We start from the raw sequence: 19,136 nt of genomic DNA, 5'->3' as shown, positions 1-19,136 counted from the left end.
ATGGCTCACCCGGCCCGTGCGGTAATAGGGAGGGTGCCCGAGCGAAAGGTCAAAAAACGCCCGTACGCGCCAGGCGGCCGCGTACGGGCGTGTTTCCGGCACCCGTGCCCGGTCAGGGCTCCGGGCGCTAGCCGGAGTTTCTGCGCAGCCGGAACCAGTAGAACCCGTGGCCCGCGAGGGTCAGCAGATACGGCAGCTCCCCGATGGCCGGGAAGCGGACACCGCCGATGAGTTCCACCGGATGGCGGCCGCTGAACGACCGCAGGTCCAGCTCCGTGGGCTGGGCGAAGCGCGAGAAGTTGTGCACGCACAGCACCAGGTCGTCGTCCGCGCCACCGGCGCCCGGCGCCTCCCGCAGGAAGGCCAGCACCGCCGGGTTGGTGGAGGACAGCTCGGTATAGCTGCCGAGCCCGAACGCGGGGTTCTGCTTCCGGATCTCGATCATCCGGCGGGTCCAGTGCAGCAGCGAGGACGGCGAACTCATCGCGGCCTCGACATTGGTGACCTGGTATCCGTAGACCGGATCCATGATCGTCGGCAGGGAGAGCCGGCCCGGGTCGCAGGAGGAGAACCCGGCGTTGCGGTCCGGCGTCCACTGCATCGGCGTGCGTACCGCATCGCGGTCGCCGAGCCAGATGTTGTCGCCCATGCCGATCTCGTCGCCGTAATAGAGAATCGGCGAACCCGGCAGGGACAGCAGCAGGGCCGTGAAGAGTTCGATCTGATTGCGGTCGTTGTCGAGCAGCGGGGCCAGGCGCCGACGGATACCGATATTGGCGCGCATCCGCGGGTCCTTGGCGTACTCCGCGTACATGTAGTCGCGCTCTTCGTCCGTGACCATTTCGAGGGTCAGCTCGTCGTGGTTGCGCAGGAAGATGCCCCACTGGCAGCCGGACGGAATCGCCGGGGTCTTGGCCAGGATTTCCGAGACCGGATAGCGCGATTCGCGGCGCACCGCCATGAAGATGCGGGGCATGACCGGGAAGTGGAAGGCCATATGGCATTCGTCGCCGCCGACGCCGTAATCGCCGAAGTAGTCGACGACGTCCTCCGGCCATTGATTGGCCTCGGCCAGCAGCACGGTGTCCGGATAATGCGCGTCGATCTCCGCGCGGACCCGCTTGAGGAAGGCGTGCGAGGCCGGCAGATTCTCGCAGTTGGTGCCCTCTTCGGCGTAGAGGTAGGGCACCGCGTCCAGCCGGAAGCCGTCGATCCCCAGGTCGAGCCAGAAGCGCAGGGCGGAGATCATCTCCTCCTGGACCGCCGGGTTCTCGTAGTTGAGATCCGGCTGGTGGGAGAAGAAGCGGTGCCAGAAGTACTGCTTGCGCACCGGGTCGAAGGTCCAGTTGGAGGCCTCGGTGTCGACGAAGATGATCCGGGCGTCCGCGTACTGCTTGTCGTCGTCGGCCCAGACGTAGTAGTCGCCGTACGGGCCTTCGGGGTCGGTGCGCGACTCCTGGAACCACGGGTGCTGGTCGCTGGTGTGGTTCATCACCATGTCGATGATCACGCGCATACCGCGGTGGTGTGCGGCGTCCACGAATTCCACGAAGTCGGCCAGGTCACCGAATTCGGGAAGCACCGCGGTGTAATCGGCGACATCGTAACCGCCGTCCCGCAACGGGGATTTGAAGAACGGCGGCAGCCAGAGGCAGTCCACCCCCAGCCATTGCAGATAGTCGAGCTTCGCGGTGATGCCCTTGAGGTCGCCGATGCCATCGCCATTACTGTCCTGGAAGGAGCGCACCAGGACTTCGTAGAAGACGGCCCGTTTGAACCAGTCGGGATCGCGGTCCTTTGCCGGGGTGTCCTCGAATGTGTCGGGGACAGGCTCATTGACGATCAATTGGGTGACCCTCCGATCGGTGAGGACGGTCGCAGCGACAGCACATGGGCGGGCGCGAGAGAGCGGCCCGGCTCCAGGCGCACATAGTTGTCCCTGCCCCAGTGGTAGGTATCGCCGGTGAGCTCGTCGCGCACCGGAAAGGACTCGTGCCGGCCGAGGCCGAGTTCCGGCATGTCCAACGACACCGTCGCCTCGTGGGTGTGGTGCGGGTCGAGGTTGACCACCGTGAGCACCGTGTCGGCCCGGTCGCCGTGCCCCTCGTGCTTGGAGAAGGCGAGGACGGCGTCGTTGTCGACATGGTGGAAGTGCAGATTGCGCAGCTGCTGCAGGGCAGGGTGCCGGCGGCGGATGCGGTTGAGCGTGGTGATCAGGGGGGCGATGGTGCGCCCCGCTCTGGCCGCCGCATTCCACTCACGCGGCCTCAGTTGGTACTTCTCCGAGTCGAGGTACTCCTCGCTGCCGCGGCGCAGCGGCGTCGACTCGCAGAGCTCGTATCCGGCATAGACGCCCCAGGTGGGGGAGAGGGTGGCGGCCAGGACGGCGCGTACCTCGAAGGCGGGACGGCCGCCCTCCTGGAGGTAGGCGTGCAGGATGTCCGGGGTGTTCACAAAGAAGTTGGGCCGCAGGTAGGAGGCGCTCTCCCCGGACAGCTCGGTGAGGTACTCCGTCAGCTCCTGCTTGGTGTTGCGCCAGGTGAAGTACGTGTACGACTGGTGGAAGCCGATCCGGGCGAGGGTGTGCACCATGGCGGGGCGGGTGAAGGCCTCGGCGAGGAAGAGCACATCCGGGTCGGTGCGGTTGATCTCGCCGATCACCTTCTCCCAGAAGGCCACCGGTTTGGTGTGGGGGTTGTCCACCCGGAAGATCCGTACGCCCTTGGCCATCCAGAAGCGCAGCAGGCGTTCGGTCTCGCGGACCAGTCCACGGAAGTCGGCGTCGAAGGCGATCGGGTAGATGTCCTGGTACTTCTTCGGCGGGTTCTCGGCGTAGGCGACCGAGCCGTCCGCGCGGCGGTGGAACCACTGGGGGTGCAGGGTGACCCAGGGGTGGTCGGGCGAGCACTGCAGCGCGAAGTCCAGGGCCACCTCCATCCGCAGCTCGCGGGCGGTGCGGACGAAGTGGTCGAAGTCCTCGAAGGTGCCCAGGTCCGGATGGAGGGCGTCATGGCCGCCGGCCGGCGAGCCGATGGCCCAGGGGGAGCCGACATCGTCCGGGCCGGCCGACAGCGCATTGTTGGGGCCCTTGCGGAAGGAGGTGCCGATGGGGTGGACCGGCGGCAGGTAGACCACGTCGAAGCCCATGGCGGCGACGGCCGGCAGCCGGTCGGCGGCGGTGCGCAGGGTCCCGCTGACGGCGGTGCCGTCCGGGGTCACGGTGGCGCCCTCGGAGCGCGGGAAGAGCTCGTACCACGAGCCGTACAGGGCCCGCCGGCGCTCCACGACCAGTGGCATCGGGCGGGAGACGGTGAGCAGCTCGCGCAGCGGGTGGCGGTCCAGCGCCGCGGTGACCTGAGGGGAGAGCGCCGCGGCGAGCCGGGTCGCGGCGGGCAGCTCGGGGTTGCGCAGCGTGTCCACGGCGCTGAGCACCGACTCCCGGCCGTCGCTCTTGGGGACCTCCGAGGCGGCCCGCTCGTGGAGGTCGGCGCCCTCGGCGAGTACCAGCTCGGTGTCGATGCCCGCCGGGATCTTCACGGCGGCGTGCCGGCGCCAGGTGGCGACCGGATCGGACCAGGCCTCGACGGTGAACGACCAGCGGCCCTCGATGCCGGGGGTGACCTCGGCGCTCCACCGGTCGCTGCCGGGTGCCTGTTCCCGCATCGGGGTCCAGGGGGCGCAGCGGCCGGCCGGATTGCGCAGCACCACATTTGCCGCGACGGCATCATGCCCTTCGCGGAAGACGGTGGCCGAGACCTCGAAGGTCTCGCCCACCACCGCCTTCGCCGGGCGGCGGCCGCAATCGATCTGCGGGCGGATGTCCAGAACAGGAATGCGACCGATCATGGGCTCACCTGGGCTTGTGATGCTTTGCGGGGTTTTGTCCTTTGTATCCGCTCCACGGCGGGGGTGCCGGGTGCGCGCATGGGCGCTCCTGTCCGCTTTCACTCGGCTGGCGGATGACACGGCGGGGCGGGTCGGCGCTCCTCCGGCCTCCGGTCGGTGGTTCCCCCGGTGGATGCTGTGCAGGTGGGCGATGCGGGTGAGCAAGGGCGTACCCGGTGGGACTTCCCGCGGGCGGCGGCCGGGTGGCGCCCGGGCGACTGCCGGGCGGTCCGGCGGAAGGGGAACCGCTGGTACGTGGCCACGGGCCCGCCGTGCCCCGGCGGACACGCCGCCGCCCCCTCGCGAGAGACTGCGGCACTGCGCTGACACGGTCGGCGTTCGCCTCCTCAACTCGGTGTGATCACAGCGGAGTTGCGGTGTGCGGATGTCCGGTGCCGCGCCGGTTTCCCTCGGCGCCCACACCGCAGCCTTCCCCTAGGAGGTGGTCCGTACAAGAGGGCATGAGGGGGTGAAACCAGCCATATCGCGGGACGCGGGGGTAAGGGCTGTCCCGTAGGGGGGCCGCGGGCAGCGAAACCGTGTACCGGGCTCGTCCTCGGGCGGGGCACGGTGCCGTGTGCCGCTGACGGACCGTCGGGGCATCGGCCCGCCTCGGGCCCGCCCTGCCCCGCCCGGCCGGCCCCTGACGCACGAAAGCGGTGCCCGGAGAAGTTCTCTCCGGACACCGCTCTTCGCAGGGTGGTCTCACCCCGGAACGATCAGCGCGGGTGCGCGCAGGGTGTTACTTGACGGCGACGCCGGCCCATGCGGCCTCGACGCCCTTGACCTCGGGGCTGCCGGCCTTGTACAGGTCGGTGGCGGCCTTGATGGTCGCCTCGCGCGCGGCCTTGTAGTCGGTGTTCGAGGTCATGTACTCGGTCAGGGCCTTGAACCAGATCTTCTCGGCCTTGTCCCGGCCGATGCCCTCGACCTTCTTGTCGTCCGCCGTCGGGCTGTCGTACTTGACGCCACCGATCTCCTTCGCGCCGCTGCCCTCGGACAGCAGGTAGAAGAAGTGGTTGGCCACGCCCGAGGAGTAGTGCGGGTCGAGACCACCGGTGCTGGAGTCCCAGAAGTCCTTCGACTGACCGTCCTTGGACGGCTTGTCCATGTAGCGCAGCGGCTTGCCGTCACCGTTGATGTTGATCTTCTCGCCGATGAGGTAGTCGCCCGGGTCCTTGTCGTTCTTGGCGTAGAACTCGACCGACGTGCCGAAGATGTCCGAGGTGCCCTCGTTCAGGCCGCCGGACTCACCGCTGTAGGTGAGGTTGGCGGTGGCGGCGGTGACACCGTGCGACATCTCGTGCGCCGCGACGTCGAGGGCGGTCAGCGGGGCCTTGTCGCCCTCACCGTCGCCGTACGACATGCAGAAGCAGTCGTCGTCCCAGAAGGCGTTCACGTAGTTCTTGCCGTAGTGGACGCGCGAGGTGGCACCCTTGCCGTCGCCCTTGATGCCGTTGCGGCCCTGGACCTTCTTGTAGTAGTCCCAGGTCTCGGCGGCACCGTAGTGGGCGTCGACGGCCGCGGTCTGCGGGTCGTCCGGCTTGCCGGTGCCCCACTTGTCGTCCTCGTCCGTGAAGGCCTTGCCCTCGCCGGACTCGCTGTTGCCGAGGTTGAGGGTCTTGTGACCACCGCGGTCGGCGTCGGTCAGCGTGAAGCCGCTGCCCTCCTTGGAGGTGCCCAGGTCGACGGAGCCGCTGAACTCGCTCTCGCCCTTGCCGGTGCGGATGTCGTCGTACTGGAACAGCTTCTTGCCGCTGTTGGCGTCGGTGATGATGTGCATCCGGCTGGGCGTGCCGTCCTTCTTGACGCCCTTGACGACGGTGTCGTAGGCGAGGACGGGGCTGCCGGTGGCGGCCCAGACGACCTTCTTGGGCGCCTGCGCGTCGGCCTTCTTGCCGCTGAGCGACTTCACCGCGGTGCCCTGCGCCGACTGCGCGGCGGCGGTCGGGGCTATCTTCGCCGTGGTGGAGGCCACCTTGACCGACTTCTCCGTCGACTTGGTGGTGCTCTTGATCGCGCCGCCCTTGGCGGTGTGCACGACCATGTCGCCGCCGAGGACCGGAAGGCCGGCGTAGGTGCGCTCGTAGCGGGTGTGCGTGGTGCCGTCGGCGTCCTTGATGACGTCCTTGACGACCAGCTTCTCCTGCGCGCCCAGGCCGAGTTCCTTGGCGGTCTGCGCCTTGGTGGCGCTCGCGTCACGCAGCAGTTCCGCGCGGTGCGAGGCGCTCAGCTTGAGCGGCGAACCGTCCGCGGTGGGGGCCTGGACGGGGGAGGCGCCGGCGGTGCCTGCGGTGATGCCGGCGGCCAGGAGGCCTGCCGCCGCGAGGGAGATACCGGCGATACGGGTCTTACGGGACATGTGGGGGGTCACGCGTGCTCCTTCAACTTTGCCAAGAGGTGGGGGTGCAAAGCGATGCGGGTGTGACGTGCGTTCGGGAAGACTGCCATTCGAACGCGTGCATGTCAGGAGGGTGTTCGGGAATTGGCTGAAAATTGTCCGTAGAGAGGTGATCGCTGTTCGTATAACGGAGCTGGGCGCCACCCCCGAAGATCCGGGAGTGACGCCCAACAGGCTTGCCCAGCAGGTCAGTTGTGAGCTGCGATGATCCGCCGACCCGCTTGTGTCACACGAAGGTGACGGCTGGGTGCCGAGAGGCGATCAGAACGTCAGCTTCCAGCCGTTGATGTAGCCGGTGTCCTGCGAGTAGACGTCCTGAACCCGCAGCTTCCAGGTACCGCTCGCCTTCTCCGAGGAGGCGTTGACGGTGTAGGTCGTCTTCACGTCGGCCGCCGAGTCGAAGGCGCTGGAGTTCTTCAGCCGGTAGGCCGTGCCGTCCGGGGCGATCAGGTCCACGACCAGGTCACCGCGGTAGCTGTGCACGATGTCCACCGCGACCTTCAGGGTGCTCGGCGCATTGCCGGTGCGGCCGACATTGATCGGTGAGGTGACCGCCGCGCCCGCGTCCGGAATCGCCACGTCGTCGGCGTTCTCGAAGACACTGCCGCCGCCGGCCGCGTTGACCGTCCAGGTGAAGGCGGCGGTACCGGTCTTCTTCGCGGCGTCGGTGACCGTGACCGTCACATTGCTGGTGGCGGCCGTGGTCGGCGTACCGGAGATCAGACCGGTGGTCGCGTTGAGCGACAGCCCGGCGGGCAGGCCGGTCGCCGCGTACGACAGGGCGCCCGCGGTGCCGCTGCTCGCCTTGACCTGCAGGCTCGCCGCCTGGCCCACGGTGCTGGTCTGGTTGCCCGGGTTGGTGACGGTGACCCCGCCGCCGTCCGGGACGCGGGCGCCGACGTTGACCGCCGCCCAGGTGTTGGCGACCGTGTTGTACGACGCGCTGCCCTGGCCGAACAGGTCCGCCGCGGCCTGCAGGGTGGCGGTACGGGCGCCCGCGTAGTTGGTGTTGGCGCTCATGTACTGGCTGAGTGCCTTGAACCAGACCTTCTCGGCGTTGGCCCGGCCGATGCCCGGGACCGGCAGACCGTCGGAGGTCGGGCTGTCGTAGTGGACGCCGCCGATGTCCTTCGGGCCGCTGCCCTCGGACAGCAGGTAGAAGAAGTGGTTGGCGACACCGGACGAGTAGTGCACGTCCTTGTTGCCGACGTTGCTCGACCAGTAGTCGGCCGAGGCGCCGTCCTTGGACGGCTTGTCCATGTAACGCAGCGGAGTGCCGTCGCCGTTGATGTCGATCTTCTCGCCGATGAGGTAGTCACCGGGGTCGGAGGCGTTGTTGGCGTAGAACTCCACCGCGGTGCCGAAGATGTCCGAGGTCGCCTCGTTGAGGCCGCCGGACTCGCCGCTGTAGGTGAGGTTGGCGGTGGCCGCGGTGACGCCGTGCGACATCTCGTGGCCGGCCACGTCGATGGCGGTCAGCGGGGAGTTGTTGCCGCTGCCGTCGCCGTACGTCATGCAGAAGCAGCCGTCGTCCCAGAAGGCGTTGACGTAGCTGTTGCCGTAGTGCACACGGGAGTAGGCGCCCACGCCGTCACCGCGGATACCGCTGCGGCCGTGCACGTTCTTGTAGTAGTCCCAGGTCTCCTGCGCGCCGTAGGCCGCGTCGACACCTGCCGTCTGGGCGTTCTGCGGCGTGCCGTCGCCCCAGGTGTCGTCCGCGTCGGTGAACAGCGTGCCGGTCCCGGACGACCCGTGCTTGAGGTCGTACGTCTTGTGGCCCCCGCGAGTGGCGTCGGTCATCGAGAAGTTCGGCGCCGAGCCCGAGGTTCCGAGGGTGACCTTGCCGCTGTACTCGCTGTTGCCGATGCCCTTCTCGATCCCCTGGTACTCGAAGATCTTGGCGCCGGTCGTGGCATCCGTGATGACGTGCAACTGGCTGGGGGTGCCGTCGTCCTGCAGCCCGCCGACCACCGTCTCGTACGCGAGCAGCGGCTTGCCGTCGGCGACCCAGACCACCTTGCGCGGTGCCTTCGCGGCCTCGGTCTTCTTCGACCCGAGTGCCTGCGCCGAGGTGACGGCCTTCGCCTCGGCCGCGGCCGGCTTCACCTTCGCGGTGGTGCTCGCGACCTTGAGCTGGGAGCGCACGGCCTTGGTGACGCCCTTGAGCGTGCCGCCCTTGCTCTCGTGCACCACGAGGTCGCCGCCGAGGACGGGCAGCCCGTCGTAGGTGCGCTCGTAGCGGGTGTGGACGGTGCCGTCGACGTCCTTCGAGACGTCCTTGACGACCAACTTCTCCTTCGCGCCGAGCTTGAGCTGCCGCGCGGTCTCGGCGGTGGTGGCACTGGCTGCCCGTATCAGCTCCGCACGCTGGGACGGGGACAGCTTGGCCGGCAGGGCGCCGGGATCGGGGGTGGCATGCGTGGTGCCCGGCCGCGGGGCGGCCGCCGTGCCGGTACCGGCCTGGACGCCGACTGCCAGCATTGCCGTGACGGCGACAAGCGCGCCGGTCGCAACGGCGCGTCCATGGGGGGTGCGTCTCACACTGACTCCTTCTGCGGTGGCCGCCGAGTGGCGAGGCGGCCGAGGGGGACCGGGCGGCGAAGCGGCCGTCCGGGCAGAGCGAGGCAGAACTCTTGGAGCGTGTGGGGGGAGACGTACGGGAGGTGCTGGGCGGTACGGGTCGTGCGGGCGGTACGGGCGGTACGGGTAGTACGGGTGGAGCGGGTGGAACCTGCGGCCACCGCGGGATGTGGTGCTGTGGGGATCCGTGCGGCGGTTGCGGGGAAGAGTCCCACCACCGGTGGCTTGTTGTCAGGCACCGTTCAACGAATTGGCCGGAAACCGTCCGTTGCGCGAAATCGGTGTTCGGAAGCCGGACGGCCCGTGATCGGCCGCGCGATCCGTTCCCGCCCTTTCAAACCTCCGAAAAGAGTGGGAAGCGCAGCTCATAGCCGTCCGGATCCCGTCCCGTGAAGATCCCGCCGGCAGGGGGCCTTTGACGGCTCCGGGCGCCCGCGCGGCGCGGTGCCGGTCAGCCCGCCGCGGGGCCGGCGGTCCCGAACCGCGGGGAGCTGCCGATGCGTTGCTGCTGCGCCGCGGTGAGGGCGCGGACGACGAAGATGCCGGCCACCGCCGCGCCGATGACAGCCGTGTCCGCGGCCAGGAGCGGCGGTACGCCCTGGTAGGCCCGGGCGATGACGTCGTCCGTGGAACCCGTGTACATCAGGCCCGTACCGCTCAGCATCCCGGCCAGCCACAGGCCCCACCACCAGTTCACGGCGCGCGGCAGCCGTTCTCCCGGCGCGCTCGCACGGTGGATGTCGACGATGATGCCGCGGGGCACCCACAGGTTCGCCACGGGCACGATCCAGCCCGCGTAGACCCACGGCCCGGCGTAGCGCGGCGGCTCTCCGGAGAGGGCGCGGGCGTTGTCCCGGACGCGCCACAACCAGGCCAGAAAGGCGAGCGCGCAGAGCACCGTGGTCGCGCCCGCCAGGGCGCTGACGAGGTGGAAGGCGTTCTCCAGGGCGGTCAGTGTGCGATGCCGGCCGCCGCCCTGGTCCGGGAGCCCGGAAGCAGGCATCCCGGACAGGGCGAGCCGGAGCTGCCACAGGGCAACGGCCGCCCAGGCGGCACCGGCGAGGACGAGGGCGGCGACGGCGCAGCGGGCAGCTCCGCGGACCGGGCGCAGGGAGCGCGGCGAGGGAAGGTCGTTCACTCGATCATCCTTTCCCATGAGGGGCCGCGTAGGCCAGACGGGACCACCGCACGCAGTGCACGTGGTGGCGTGGGCTCGCTGTCGGTGGGACGTCGGTGCACTGTAGGCCGGGCGGCGCAGCATGCATGGTGCGCATGGCTGAACGCGTCACCACCTCCATGGAGGGCACGCACCTCACCGCTCTCGGCAACGGCAGCGGACCGACGCTGTTCCTCGTGCACGGGGGCAGTCGGGGACGCCACGTCCTGGGAGGCGGGAAGTCGCCGGCGCACGCGGGTAACAACCAGGGACCGTTCCGGGTTCCCCTCGCTGGTCACGTGGTGCGCGGACACGGCTCTTGCCCGGCCGTGCGCGATCTGCCGCGAGACACCGGGAACCGATACCGAACGGCGGGGAGGATAGGCATGTTCACATCGCGCGAACGCAGTGCAGAGCTGACGGAGTGGCAGGGGGTGGACGCGGTGAGGGCGGTGGCTCTGCTGCTGCCCGGTGGGTTCGTCCGCAGCCGGCGGAGGCCGCTGAAGATCGCCGAGCTGGGACTGCAGGACCTGATGGCCGAACTCACGGAGCGCGGACGCTCCGACGGTATTGCCGTGCACCTGCTCCACTACCGCTACCGGGGCTGGAACGGTGAGGCCGCCGACACGGCCGTCGACACCCGCTGGGCGCTGGACGAGATCACCCGTCGGTACGGCGACGTCCCCGTCGTGCTGATCGGCAACTCGCTGGGGGGCCGTGCGGCCTTCTGGACCGCCGGCCACCCCACCGTGGCGGGCGTGGTCGGTATCGCCCCCTGGTTGCCGGCCGGTGACCAGGGGGAGCACCTGGCGGGCCGACGGGTGCTGATCATCCATGGTGACCGGGACCGCAGTGCGGCGAGCGCCGCCCGTTCGCTGGAGTACGCCCGGCGGGCCCGCCGGGTGGTGCCGGACCTGGTCCGGTATGAGGTGCCCGGCGGCCGTCACTACCTGATCAAACGGGCCGATGACGTCCGCGCCGTCACCACTGCTTTCGTGCTCGCCGTCCTCGGCGCGGGGCCGTCGCCCACCGCCTCCGGCGACCTGCGGACTCCGCTGCCGTCGCGGGGGTGCACTGATCGGCAGGCAGGTTCACCGCCCTGACGGCACGGGAGCGCACGGACGACCCGGCCGGTCCCGTCGTGACCACGGAATGGGCCACGACCGCGTGGATCAGAGCACGCGCCTCATCCAGCCGTGCTCGTCTTCGGCACGGCCATACTGGATGTCCAATACGTGATTGCGGAGTGCGACCGTCTGCTTGCCGGGTGCCCCGCTTCCGATGGTGAAGTCGTAGCCGTCACCCTTGAAGCCCACGATCGGCGTGACCACGGCCGCCGTTCCAGCGGCGAACGCCTCGGTGATCGAACCGTCTGCGGCGCCGGCACGCAGTTCGTCGAGCGTAATGGACCGCTCGATCGGGGTCAGGCCGAAGTCGTCGGCGAGAGCGAGGATGGTGGCCCGGGTCACGCCTTCGAGGATCGTGCCAAGGGGTGGGGTCACCAGTTCACCGCTCGATGTGATCAGGCACAGGTTCATTGTGCCGGACTCTTCAAGATTGCCCTCGCCGCCGGCCTCGTCCAGGTACATGACCTGGTCACAACCGTGCTTGCGCGCCTCGATCTGCGCGGCGAGGCTCGCGGCGTAGTTGCCGCCGCATTTGGCTGTGCCGGTCCCGCCCTTCGCTGCGCGCGTGTACTGGCTGCTCACCCACAGCGTGACGCCGCTGACGCCGGAGGCGAAGTAGGGCCCGGCGGGGCTCGCGATCACCGAGTAGATCACCTGCTCCGCCGGCCGGACACCGAGGAATGCCTCTGCGGCGAACATGAACGGCCGTACGTAGAGGCTCTCTTCACCCCCGGCGGCCGGAACCCACTGTTCGTCGGCGCGGATCAGCTCCTCCACGCTGGTGAGGAAGTCCTCCTCCGGCAGCTCGGGAAGCGCAAGCCGTTCGGCCGAGCGGATGAATCGCCGTGCGTTCTCCTCGGGACGGAACAGCCAGACGCTCCCGTCGGCGTGACGGTAGGCCTTCAGCCCCTCGAAGATCTCCTGCCCGTAGTGCAGTACTGCTGAGCTGGGGTGCAGGGAGAAGGGCTCCAGCGGCGCGATCTTGTGCTCGTGCCACCCGTCTGCCGGGGTCCACACCGCCGAGGCCATGTGATCGGTGAAGTGCCGCCCGAAGCCTGGTTCAGACAGGATCGCCGCCCGTTCCGCATCCGGCACAGGATTCTCTGTGCGGAACAAGGGGAAATCGCGACCCATGGCCAACTCCTTCAACACCGACGGGATTCCTCTGCGACAAACGCCTCCCACTGACGTCACCCTGCCATATTAGTGTCGGTCAATTAGGGGCGACGCGGGGCCTCTCCGATTCCGCCGACCGTGGCGTGCACCCCGCCATCGGCGTGCAGCACCCGGCCGGTGGTACGCGCCGCCGGATCGGACAGCAGGAACAATTGACCGGGCGGTGGGCGGTTAGCAGGACTTCATTATCACTGCGGTCACAGTTATTGCCCTTCCCTATTGCCCTTCCATGAGTCCCCACCGGGGGCAGGGCTGTTTCAAAGTCCCGGTGACACTGCAAAGTTGCACGTCAGGGGTGGTGTGACGACTGCCGGGTGCCCTGTCCGGTCAGGTTGCCCTCGCGTCGGCACCGCGTACTGCGGGGAATGCCGCAGCGGCCGGCTGGTGGATCCGCGGCACCGGCGTGGGACGCGCATGCGCACCGCCCCCGGATTTGCGCATTCACTGCGCATCCTCGGCCGACCTTGCGCATCGACTCGCGGATCCTGGAGACCGGTCGGCTACCCCACGCTCTCCCGCCACGCCTGATGCAGTGCGGCGAATCGGCCCCGTCCGGCAATGAGGTCCTTCGGGGGGCCGTCCTCGACGATCCGGCCGTCGGCCATCACCAGGACCCGGTCGGCGATCTCGACGGTCGAGAGGCGATGCGCGATCACCAGGGCCGTACGGTCCTGCAGCACCGTGGCCATGGCGCGCTGCACCGCGCGTTCGCCGGGGATGTCCAGCGAACTGGTGGCCTCGTCGAGGATGAGGACGGCGGGGTCGGCGAGCAGGGCGCGGGCAAAGCCGACCAGTTGGCGCTGGCCGGCGGATATCCGGCCGCCGCGCTTGCGGACGTCGGTGTCGTAGCCGTCCGGCAGAGCGGTGATGAAGTCATGGGCGCCGATGGCCTTCGCGGCGCGTTCGATCTCCGCGCGGGTGGCGTCCGGGCGGCCGAGGGCGATGTTGTCGGCGACCGTGCCGGAGAACAGGAAGGCCTCCTGGGTGACCATGACGACACCGCGGCGCAGGGTGGTGGTCGACAGCGCCCGCAGATCGACGCCGTCGAGCAGCACCTGGCCCTCGGTGGGGTCGTAGAAGCGGGCGAGCAGCTTGGCGAGGGTGGACTTGCCGGCGCCGGTGGCACCCACCACGGCGACGGTGGCGCCGGCCGCCAGGGTCAGATCGAAGCGGGGCAGCACCTCGCCGCCGGAGCGGTAGGCGAACCGGACGCCGCGGAAGGCGATCTCACGGCCCGGCCGGCCCGCCGCGACGGCCGGCAGCGCGGCAGGTGCCCCGGGCTCCGGCACGCCGGGGCGAAGGGCCAGCAGGCCGGCGACCTTCTGGAGGGAAGCGGCCGCGGATTCGTAGGAGTTGAGGAACATCCCGAGCCGGTCGATGGGGTCGTACAGCCGCCGGAGGTAGAGCACCCCGGCTGCCAGCACACCGAGCGCCAGCCCTCCCGTGGCCACACGGTAGGCGCCCCACAGGACGAGCGCGGCGACCGCGGTGTTGGCCACCAGCCGGGAGGAGACGACGTAGCGCGCCATCTCCAGGGAGGTGTTGCCGTTGATCCGGGCGTGGTCGTGGTTCAGCCGGGCGAAGGCGGCGTCGTTAGGCCGCTCGCGGCGGAACGCCTGCACCGGGCGGATGCCGTTGAGGGTCTCGGTGAACTTCACGATGAGGCCCGCCATCGCCGTGGACTTCGCGCTGTAGACCCGGTGCGAGCGGCTCCGGAAGGAGCGTACGAGGAGGGCGAGCGGTCCGGCGGAGACGAGGGCGGCCGTGCCGAATCCCCAGTCCAGCCAGACCAGGGTGGCGGTGATGTAGACCGTCGAGAGAACGATCGTGATCAGCTCCTGCAGCCCCTCCTCCAGGAGTTCACGCAGCGACTCCACGTCCGTGGTGGCGCGGGAGACCAGCCGGCCGGACGTGTAGCGCTCGTGGAAGTCCAGGCTCAGCGCCTGCGCATGCCGGAAGATCCGGCCGCGGAGGTCGAGCAGCACATCCTGGCTGACCCGGGCGGAGAGCTGGATGAAGGCGAACTGCAGCCCGCCGGACGCCACCGCGCACAGCACCGCCGCCACCGCCACGGCGATCAGCGGCCCGTGATCGCCCGCTCGCAGCGCCGGCACCGCGCTGTCGAGCGCGTAGGCGACCAGCAGCGGACCGGCCTGCACGGCGGCCTGCTGGAGCAGCAGCGCAACGGCCACCCACCGGACCCGGCGCCGGTGCGGCGCCAGCAGGGAAGCCAGGAGGGTGCGCGAGACCCCCTTGGGGGTGGGGAGCACATCGTGGGCGAAGGCGTCGGTGGCGGGGGCGCCCTCGGCCTCCGGGGCGCCCTCGGCCGCCGGGAGATGCGGCGCGGCCGGAGACTGTTGCTGCGGGCCGGCGGGTCCCTCGGGGTCGTCGGGCGGGAGGCCGGTTGCGGTGGTGGTCATCGGGCGCCCTCTCCCTCGCCGGACATCAAGGTGGCGTACTCGGGGTTGTCCCGGAGCAGTTGGTGGTGGGTGCCCACGGCGGCGATCCGGCCGCCGGACAGCAGTGCCACCCGGTCGGCGAGCTGGACCGTGGACGGCCGGTGGGCGACGACCAGGGCGGTGGTGGCCGCCAGGGCCCGGCGCAGCGCCGCCTCCACCAGTGCCTCGGTGTGCACATCGAGGGCGGAGAGCGGATCGTCGAGAATCAGGAAGCGCGGCCGGCCGACCACCGCACGGGCCAGGGCGAGCCGTTGCCGCTGGCCGCCGGACAGGCTCAGCCCCTGCTCACCGACCTGGGTGGCGCTGCCCTCGGGGAGGGCGTCGACGAATCCCTCCGCCTGCGCCACCGCCAACGCCCGCCGGAGATCGCTGTCTTGGGCACCCTCTCCGCCCATCAGCACGTTCTCCGCGGCGGTCGCCGAGAAGAGTGTGGGTTCCTCGAAGGCCACCGCGACCAGCGCACGGGCCTCGTCCCGGCTGAGCGTCGCCAGATCGTGCCCGTCGAGGGTGATCCGGCCCGCGGTCGGGTCGTAGAGCCGCGGCACCAGTGCCGTGAGCGTGGTCTTCCCGCTGCCCGTCGCCCCGACCAGCGCCATCGTCTCGCCGGGCCGGATGTGCAGGGTGAGGTCCTTGAGGAGGGGCGGGGCGTCCGGCGGCGCATCGGGGTAGCGGAACTCGACGCCGGAGAAGACCAGTCCGCCGCTGCCGGGCGACGCGGGGAGGTGCCGGGCGGCCGGTGTGTCCGCGGGCCGTGCGGTTGCCGTGGGTGGGTCCGTGGCCGGTGGGTCCGCGGGTCGGGCGGTTGGGGCCGGTGGGTCCGCGGGCGGTGTGCTCCCGGCCGGTACACCCCCGCCCCGTGTGCCCCCACCCGGTACGTCCCCGCCCCGTACGTCCCCGCCCCGTACGTCCCCGGTCTCCCTGCCCTTCGCCGATTCCGCCACCGCAGGCTCGTCCATGACCTCGAAGTACCGGTCGGTGGCCGTTGCCGCCTCGTTGCCCATGGCCAGCAGGAAGCCGGTCGACTCCACCGGCCAGCGCAGCGCCAGCGCCGTCGACAGGAACGCGACGAGGGTGCCTGCGGACAGCTCGCCGTCCGCCACCTGCACCGCGCCGCACACCAGGGCGCCGCCGATCGCCAGCTCCGGAAAGACAGTGATGCAGCTCCAGATCCAGGCCAGCAGCCGCGCCTTGACGAGCTCGGTGGCCCGCAGCGCACGGGTCAGCTCGCGGAAGGCACGGGCCTGGCTGCGATGGCGCCCGAAGCCCTTGATGATCCGGATGCCGAGCACCGACTCCTCGACCACCGTCGTCAGATCGCCGACCTGGTCCTGGGCCCGGCGGGCCGCCCGCCCGTACTTCGCCTCGAAGACCGAGCACAGCACCATCAGCGGTGGCACCGGTGCCAGCATCACCAGGCCCAGCGACCAGCGCTGGACCATGAGGATCACCGCGCCCACCAGAATGGTCACCCCGTTGACGAGCAGGAATGTCAGCGGGAAGGTGAAGAACATCCGCAACAGCTGGAGGTCGGTGGTCCCCCGCGACAGCAACTGGCCCGAGGGCCAGCGGTCGTGGAAGGCGACCGGCAGCCGCTGCAGATGGCGGTACAGCGCCTCGCGCATCGCCGCCTCGACCCCGGCCAGCGGGCGCGCCACCAGCCAGCGCCGCAGTCCGAACAGCAGCGCCTCCGCCAGTCCGAGGAGCAGCAGGAAGGCGCCGCCGAGCCATACCCCGCCCGGATCGCGCTCGGCCACCGGCCCGTCCACCAGCCACTTGAGCACCAGCGGGATGACCAGGCTGATGCACGAGGCGAGTATCGCCACGCACGCGGCCGTGCCCAGGCGCGCCCGCACCGGGCGGATGAACGGCCACAGGCGCAACAGCGAGCGCACTGCGGAGCGTTGGGGTAAGTCGGTCCGGTCGGTCGGGTTCGTCGTCTGCGCGGTGTCGGCCATCACTCGCGAGCGTAAGGCGCCCCACTGACAACGTTCACGTGGATTTCTGCCGCGCACCGCAGCGGCCCGCTGTTTCGAGCCGCCGGCGGCCGCCCGCCCGCGCACCGGCCGCCGGGCCCGTGTCTCACCCCGGCACGGCCCGGAACAGCACCACCGACCGCCCGGCCATCGTGAGCGGGCCGCCCGCCGGATACGGCGGCTGTGCCGCTCCCGGCTGGTCCTCCCGCGCCGTGTCGACGAGGAGTTCGTAGGCGCGGGCCCAGGGCGGTCCGGGGAGGGTGAACGGGCAGGGCCGGTCGGCGGCGTGGAGCACGGCCAGGAAGCTGTCGTCGACGATGCGGATGCCCCGGGCGTCGCGTTGGGAGATGTCGTTCCCGGAGAGGTACATGCCCAGCGTGGCTCCCGGGGTGTACCAGTCCTGTTCGGTCATCTCCCTGCCGTCCGCGGTGAACCACGCGAGATCGCGCAGACCGCCCTGCTGATGCGGCCGCCCGGAGAAGAACGCCCGGCGGCGGAGCACGGGGTGCGCGCGGCGCAGGGCGATGAGACGGGCGGCGAGATCGGCCAGCGGCCGCCATTCCGGGTCGTCCAGCAGCGACCAGTCCAGCCAACCGGTCGCGTTGTCCTGGCAGTAGGCGTTGTTGTTGCCGTGCTGGGTGCGGCCCATCTCGTCGCCGGCGACCAGCATCGGCACACCCGTCGACAGCAGGAGGGTGGTCAGCAGGTTGCGCAACTGGCGGCGGCGCAGTGCGCGCACCTCCTGGTCGTCGCTCTCGCCCTCGGCGCCGCAGTTCCAGGACCGGTTGTCGCTGGTGCCGTCGCGGTTGCCCTCGCCGTTGTCCGCATTGCGCTTGTGCTCGTAGGTGACCAGGTCACGGAGGGTGAAGCCGTCGTGCGCGGTGATGAAGTTGACCGAGGCGTAGGGGCGGCGGCCGCCCCAGGCGTAGAGGTCGCTCGATCCGGAGAGCCGGTAGCCCAGATCGCGGACGTCGTGCTGGGCGCCGCGCCAGAAGTCGCGGACGGTATCGCGGTAGCGGTCGTTCCACTCCGTCCACAACGGCGGGAAGGCACCGACCTGATAGCCGCCGGAGCCCACGTCCCAGGGCTCGGCGATCAGCTTGACCCGGCGCAGCACCGGGTCCTGGGCGATCACCGCGAGAAACGGCGAGAGCATGTCGACGTCGTGCAGGGAGCGGGCCAGCGCGGCCGCCAGATCGAAGCGGAAGCCGTCCACGCCCATCTCGGTGACCCAGTAGCGCAGCGAATCGGTGATCAGACGCAGGACCTGGGGCTGGACGACGTGCAGGGTGTTGCCGCAGCCGGTGTAGTCGGTGTACCGGCGGGCCTCGTCGGCCAGCCGGTAGTAGCCGCGGTTGTCGATGCCCCGCAGGGAGAGCGTCGGGCCCAGCTCGCCGGCCTCCGCGGTGTGGTTGTAGACGACGTCGAGGATCACCTCGATACCCGCGTCGTGCAGCGCCCGCACCATCCTCTTGAACTCGCCGACCTGCTGCCCCCGGGTACCCGTGGCGGCATATCCGGCATGGGGCGCGAAGTAGCCGATGGAGTTGTAGCCCCAGTAGTTGCGCAGACCCCGGCGCACCAGGTGGTCCTCGTGTGCGAACTGGTGGACGGGCAGGAGCTCGACGGCGGTGACGCCGAGCCGGACGAGGTGCTCCAGCGCCGCGGGGTGCGCGAGCCCCGCATAGGTGCCGCGCAGCCGCTCCGGGATACCGGGATGGCGCATCGTGAAGCCGCGCACATGCAGTTCGTAGAGCACGGAATCCGGCCAGGGAGTCTTGGGCCGGCGGTCGTCCTGCCATTCGTCGACGCCGCCCTCGTCCCCGGTGTCCTCGCCGACCACGACGCCCTTGGGGACGTACGGCGCCGAGTCCCGGTCGTCGCGCACGGTGTCGGCGACCTGCTGCTGCGGCCAGTCACGGACATGGCCGTAGAGCTGGGCCGGCAGCGCGGACCCCGCGCCGGAGGGTTCCGTACGGGTGCCGAAATCGCCGTCCACGGCCCTGGCATACGGGTCCAGCAGCAGCTTCGCCGGATTCCAGCGGGCGCCGCTCCAGGGGTCCCAGCGGCCGTGCACCCGGTAGCCGTAGCGCTGGCCGGGGTGGACACCGGGGAGAAAGCCGTGCCAGATCTCATGGGTGAGCTCGGTCAGCGCATGGCGCGTCTCGCGCTCCGCGTCGTCGAAGAGACACAGTTCCACGGCCTCGGCGCCGCCCGCCCACAGGGCGAAGTTGGTGCCGGCGATGCCATCGGGGCCGGTGCGATAGCGGGCGCCCAGTGGTGTGGGGCTGCCGGGGCGGATGTCCGCGGGTGGGGCGAGTGGTTCATCCGCCACCGCCTCCTGCTCGGGTGCGCTCGACACGTGCCGGCCTCCTGCGG

At 70.2% G+C, this 19,136-nt stretch carries 10 protein-coding genes; 1 reads left to right on the top strand and 9 read right to left on the bottom strand.

What is annotated here, in order from left to right; all coding sequences use genetic code 11:
- Window positions 1–127 precede the first annotated feature (127 nt).
- The 5 genes from treS to ACF088_RS01375 all read right to left on the bottom strand — a co-directional run bounded on the left by treS (window position 128) and on the right by ACF088_RS01375 (window position 10,004).
- Window positions 128–1,846 (bottom strand): maltose alpha-D-glucosyltransferase, encoded by a 1,719-nt coding sequence (treS, locus tag ACF088_RS01395; RefSeq protein WP_392373332.1) that lies wholly within the window; start codon window positions 1,844–1,846, stop codon window positions 128–130.
- Window positions 1,843–3,846 (bottom strand): maltotransferase domain-containing protein, encoded by a 2,004-nt coding sequence (locus tag ACF088_RS01390; protein ID WP_392373331.1) that lies wholly within the window; start codon window positions 3,844–3,846, stop codon window positions 1,843–1,845. Before ACF088_RS01390 ends, treS begins: the two co-directional genes overlap by 4 nt.
- Window positions 3,847–4,627: 781 nt before the next feature.
- Window positions 4,628–6,247: a M4 family metallopeptidase gene (locus ACF088_RS01385; protein WP_392373962.1), complete on the bottom strand. Its 1,620-nt coding sequence runs from the start codon at window positions 6,245–6,247 to the stop codon at window positions 4,628–4,630.
- A 300-nt stretch (window positions 6,248–6,547) separates the two neighbouring features.
- Window positions 6,548–8,827 (bottom strand): M4 family metallopeptidase, encoded by a 2,280-nt coding sequence (locus tag ACF088_RS01380; RefSeq protein ID WP_392373330.1) that lies wholly within the window; start codon window positions 8,825–8,827, stop codon window positions 6,548–6,550.
- A gap of 490 nt (window positions 8,828–9,317) precedes the next feature.
- On the bottom strand, window positions 9,318–10,004 hold the full coding sequence (locus ACF088_RS01375; protein ID WP_392373329.1) for a DUF4328 domain-containing protein: 687 nt from the start codon (window positions 10,002–10,004) through the stop codon (window positions 9,318–9,320).
- A gap of 404 nt (window positions 10,005–10,408) precedes the next feature.
- On the opposite strand from ACF088_RS01375, the gene ACF088_RS01370 reads away from it, so the two are divergent.
- Entirely contained in the window at window positions 10,409–11,125 is a 717-nt protein-coding gene (locus ACF088_RS01370) for an alpha/beta hydrolase (protein WP_392373328.1), read from the top strand.
- Between the two features lie 69 nt (window positions 11,126–11,194).
- On the opposite strand, the gene ACF088_RS01365 is transcribed toward ACF088_RS01370, so the two are convergent.
- The 4 genes from ACF088_RS01365 to glgX all read right to left on the bottom strand — a co-directional run bounded on the left by ACF088_RS01365 (window position 11,195) and on the right by glgX (window position 19,119).
- On the bottom strand, window positions 11,195–12,283 hold the full coding sequence (locus ACF088_RS01365; protein WP_392373327.1) for a branched-chain amino acid aminotransferase: 1,089 nt from the start codon (window positions 12,281–12,283) through the stop codon (window positions 11,195–11,197).
- 542 nt (window positions 12,284–12,825) lie between these two features.
- Window positions 12,826–14,745 carry an ABC transporter ATP-binding protein gene (locus ACF088_RS01360; protein ID WP_392373326.1) on the bottom strand — a complete coding sequence of 640 codons (1,920 nt, stop codon included), beginning with the start codon at window positions 14,743–14,745 and terminating at the stop codon, window positions 12,826–12,828.
- Window positions 14,742–16,739 carry an ABC transporter ATP-binding protein gene (locus ACF088_RS01355; RefSeq protein ID WP_392373325.1) on the bottom strand — a complete coding sequence of 666 codons (1,998 nt, stop codon included), beginning with the start codon at window positions 16,737–16,739 and terminating at the stop codon, window positions 14,742–14,744. Before ACF088_RS01355 ends, ACF088_RS01360 begins: the two co-directional genes overlap by 4 nt.
- Before the next feature lie 124 nt (window positions 16,740–16,863).
- Entirely contained in the window at window positions 16,864–19,119 is a 2,256-nt protein-coding gene (gene glgX, locus ACF088_RS01350; RefSeq protein WP_392373324.1) for a glycogen debranching protein GlgX, read from the bottom strand.
- Between the last annotated feature and the right edge of the window lie 17 nt (window positions 19,120–19,136).

Source organism: Streptomyces sp. NPDC015125 (genome assembly GCF_043080045.1).
Classification (GTDB): domain Bacteria; phylum Actinomycetota; class Actinomycetes; order Streptomycetales; family Streptomycetaceae; genus Streptomyces.
This window is presented reverse-complemented; position numbering and strand designations above follow the sequence as displayed.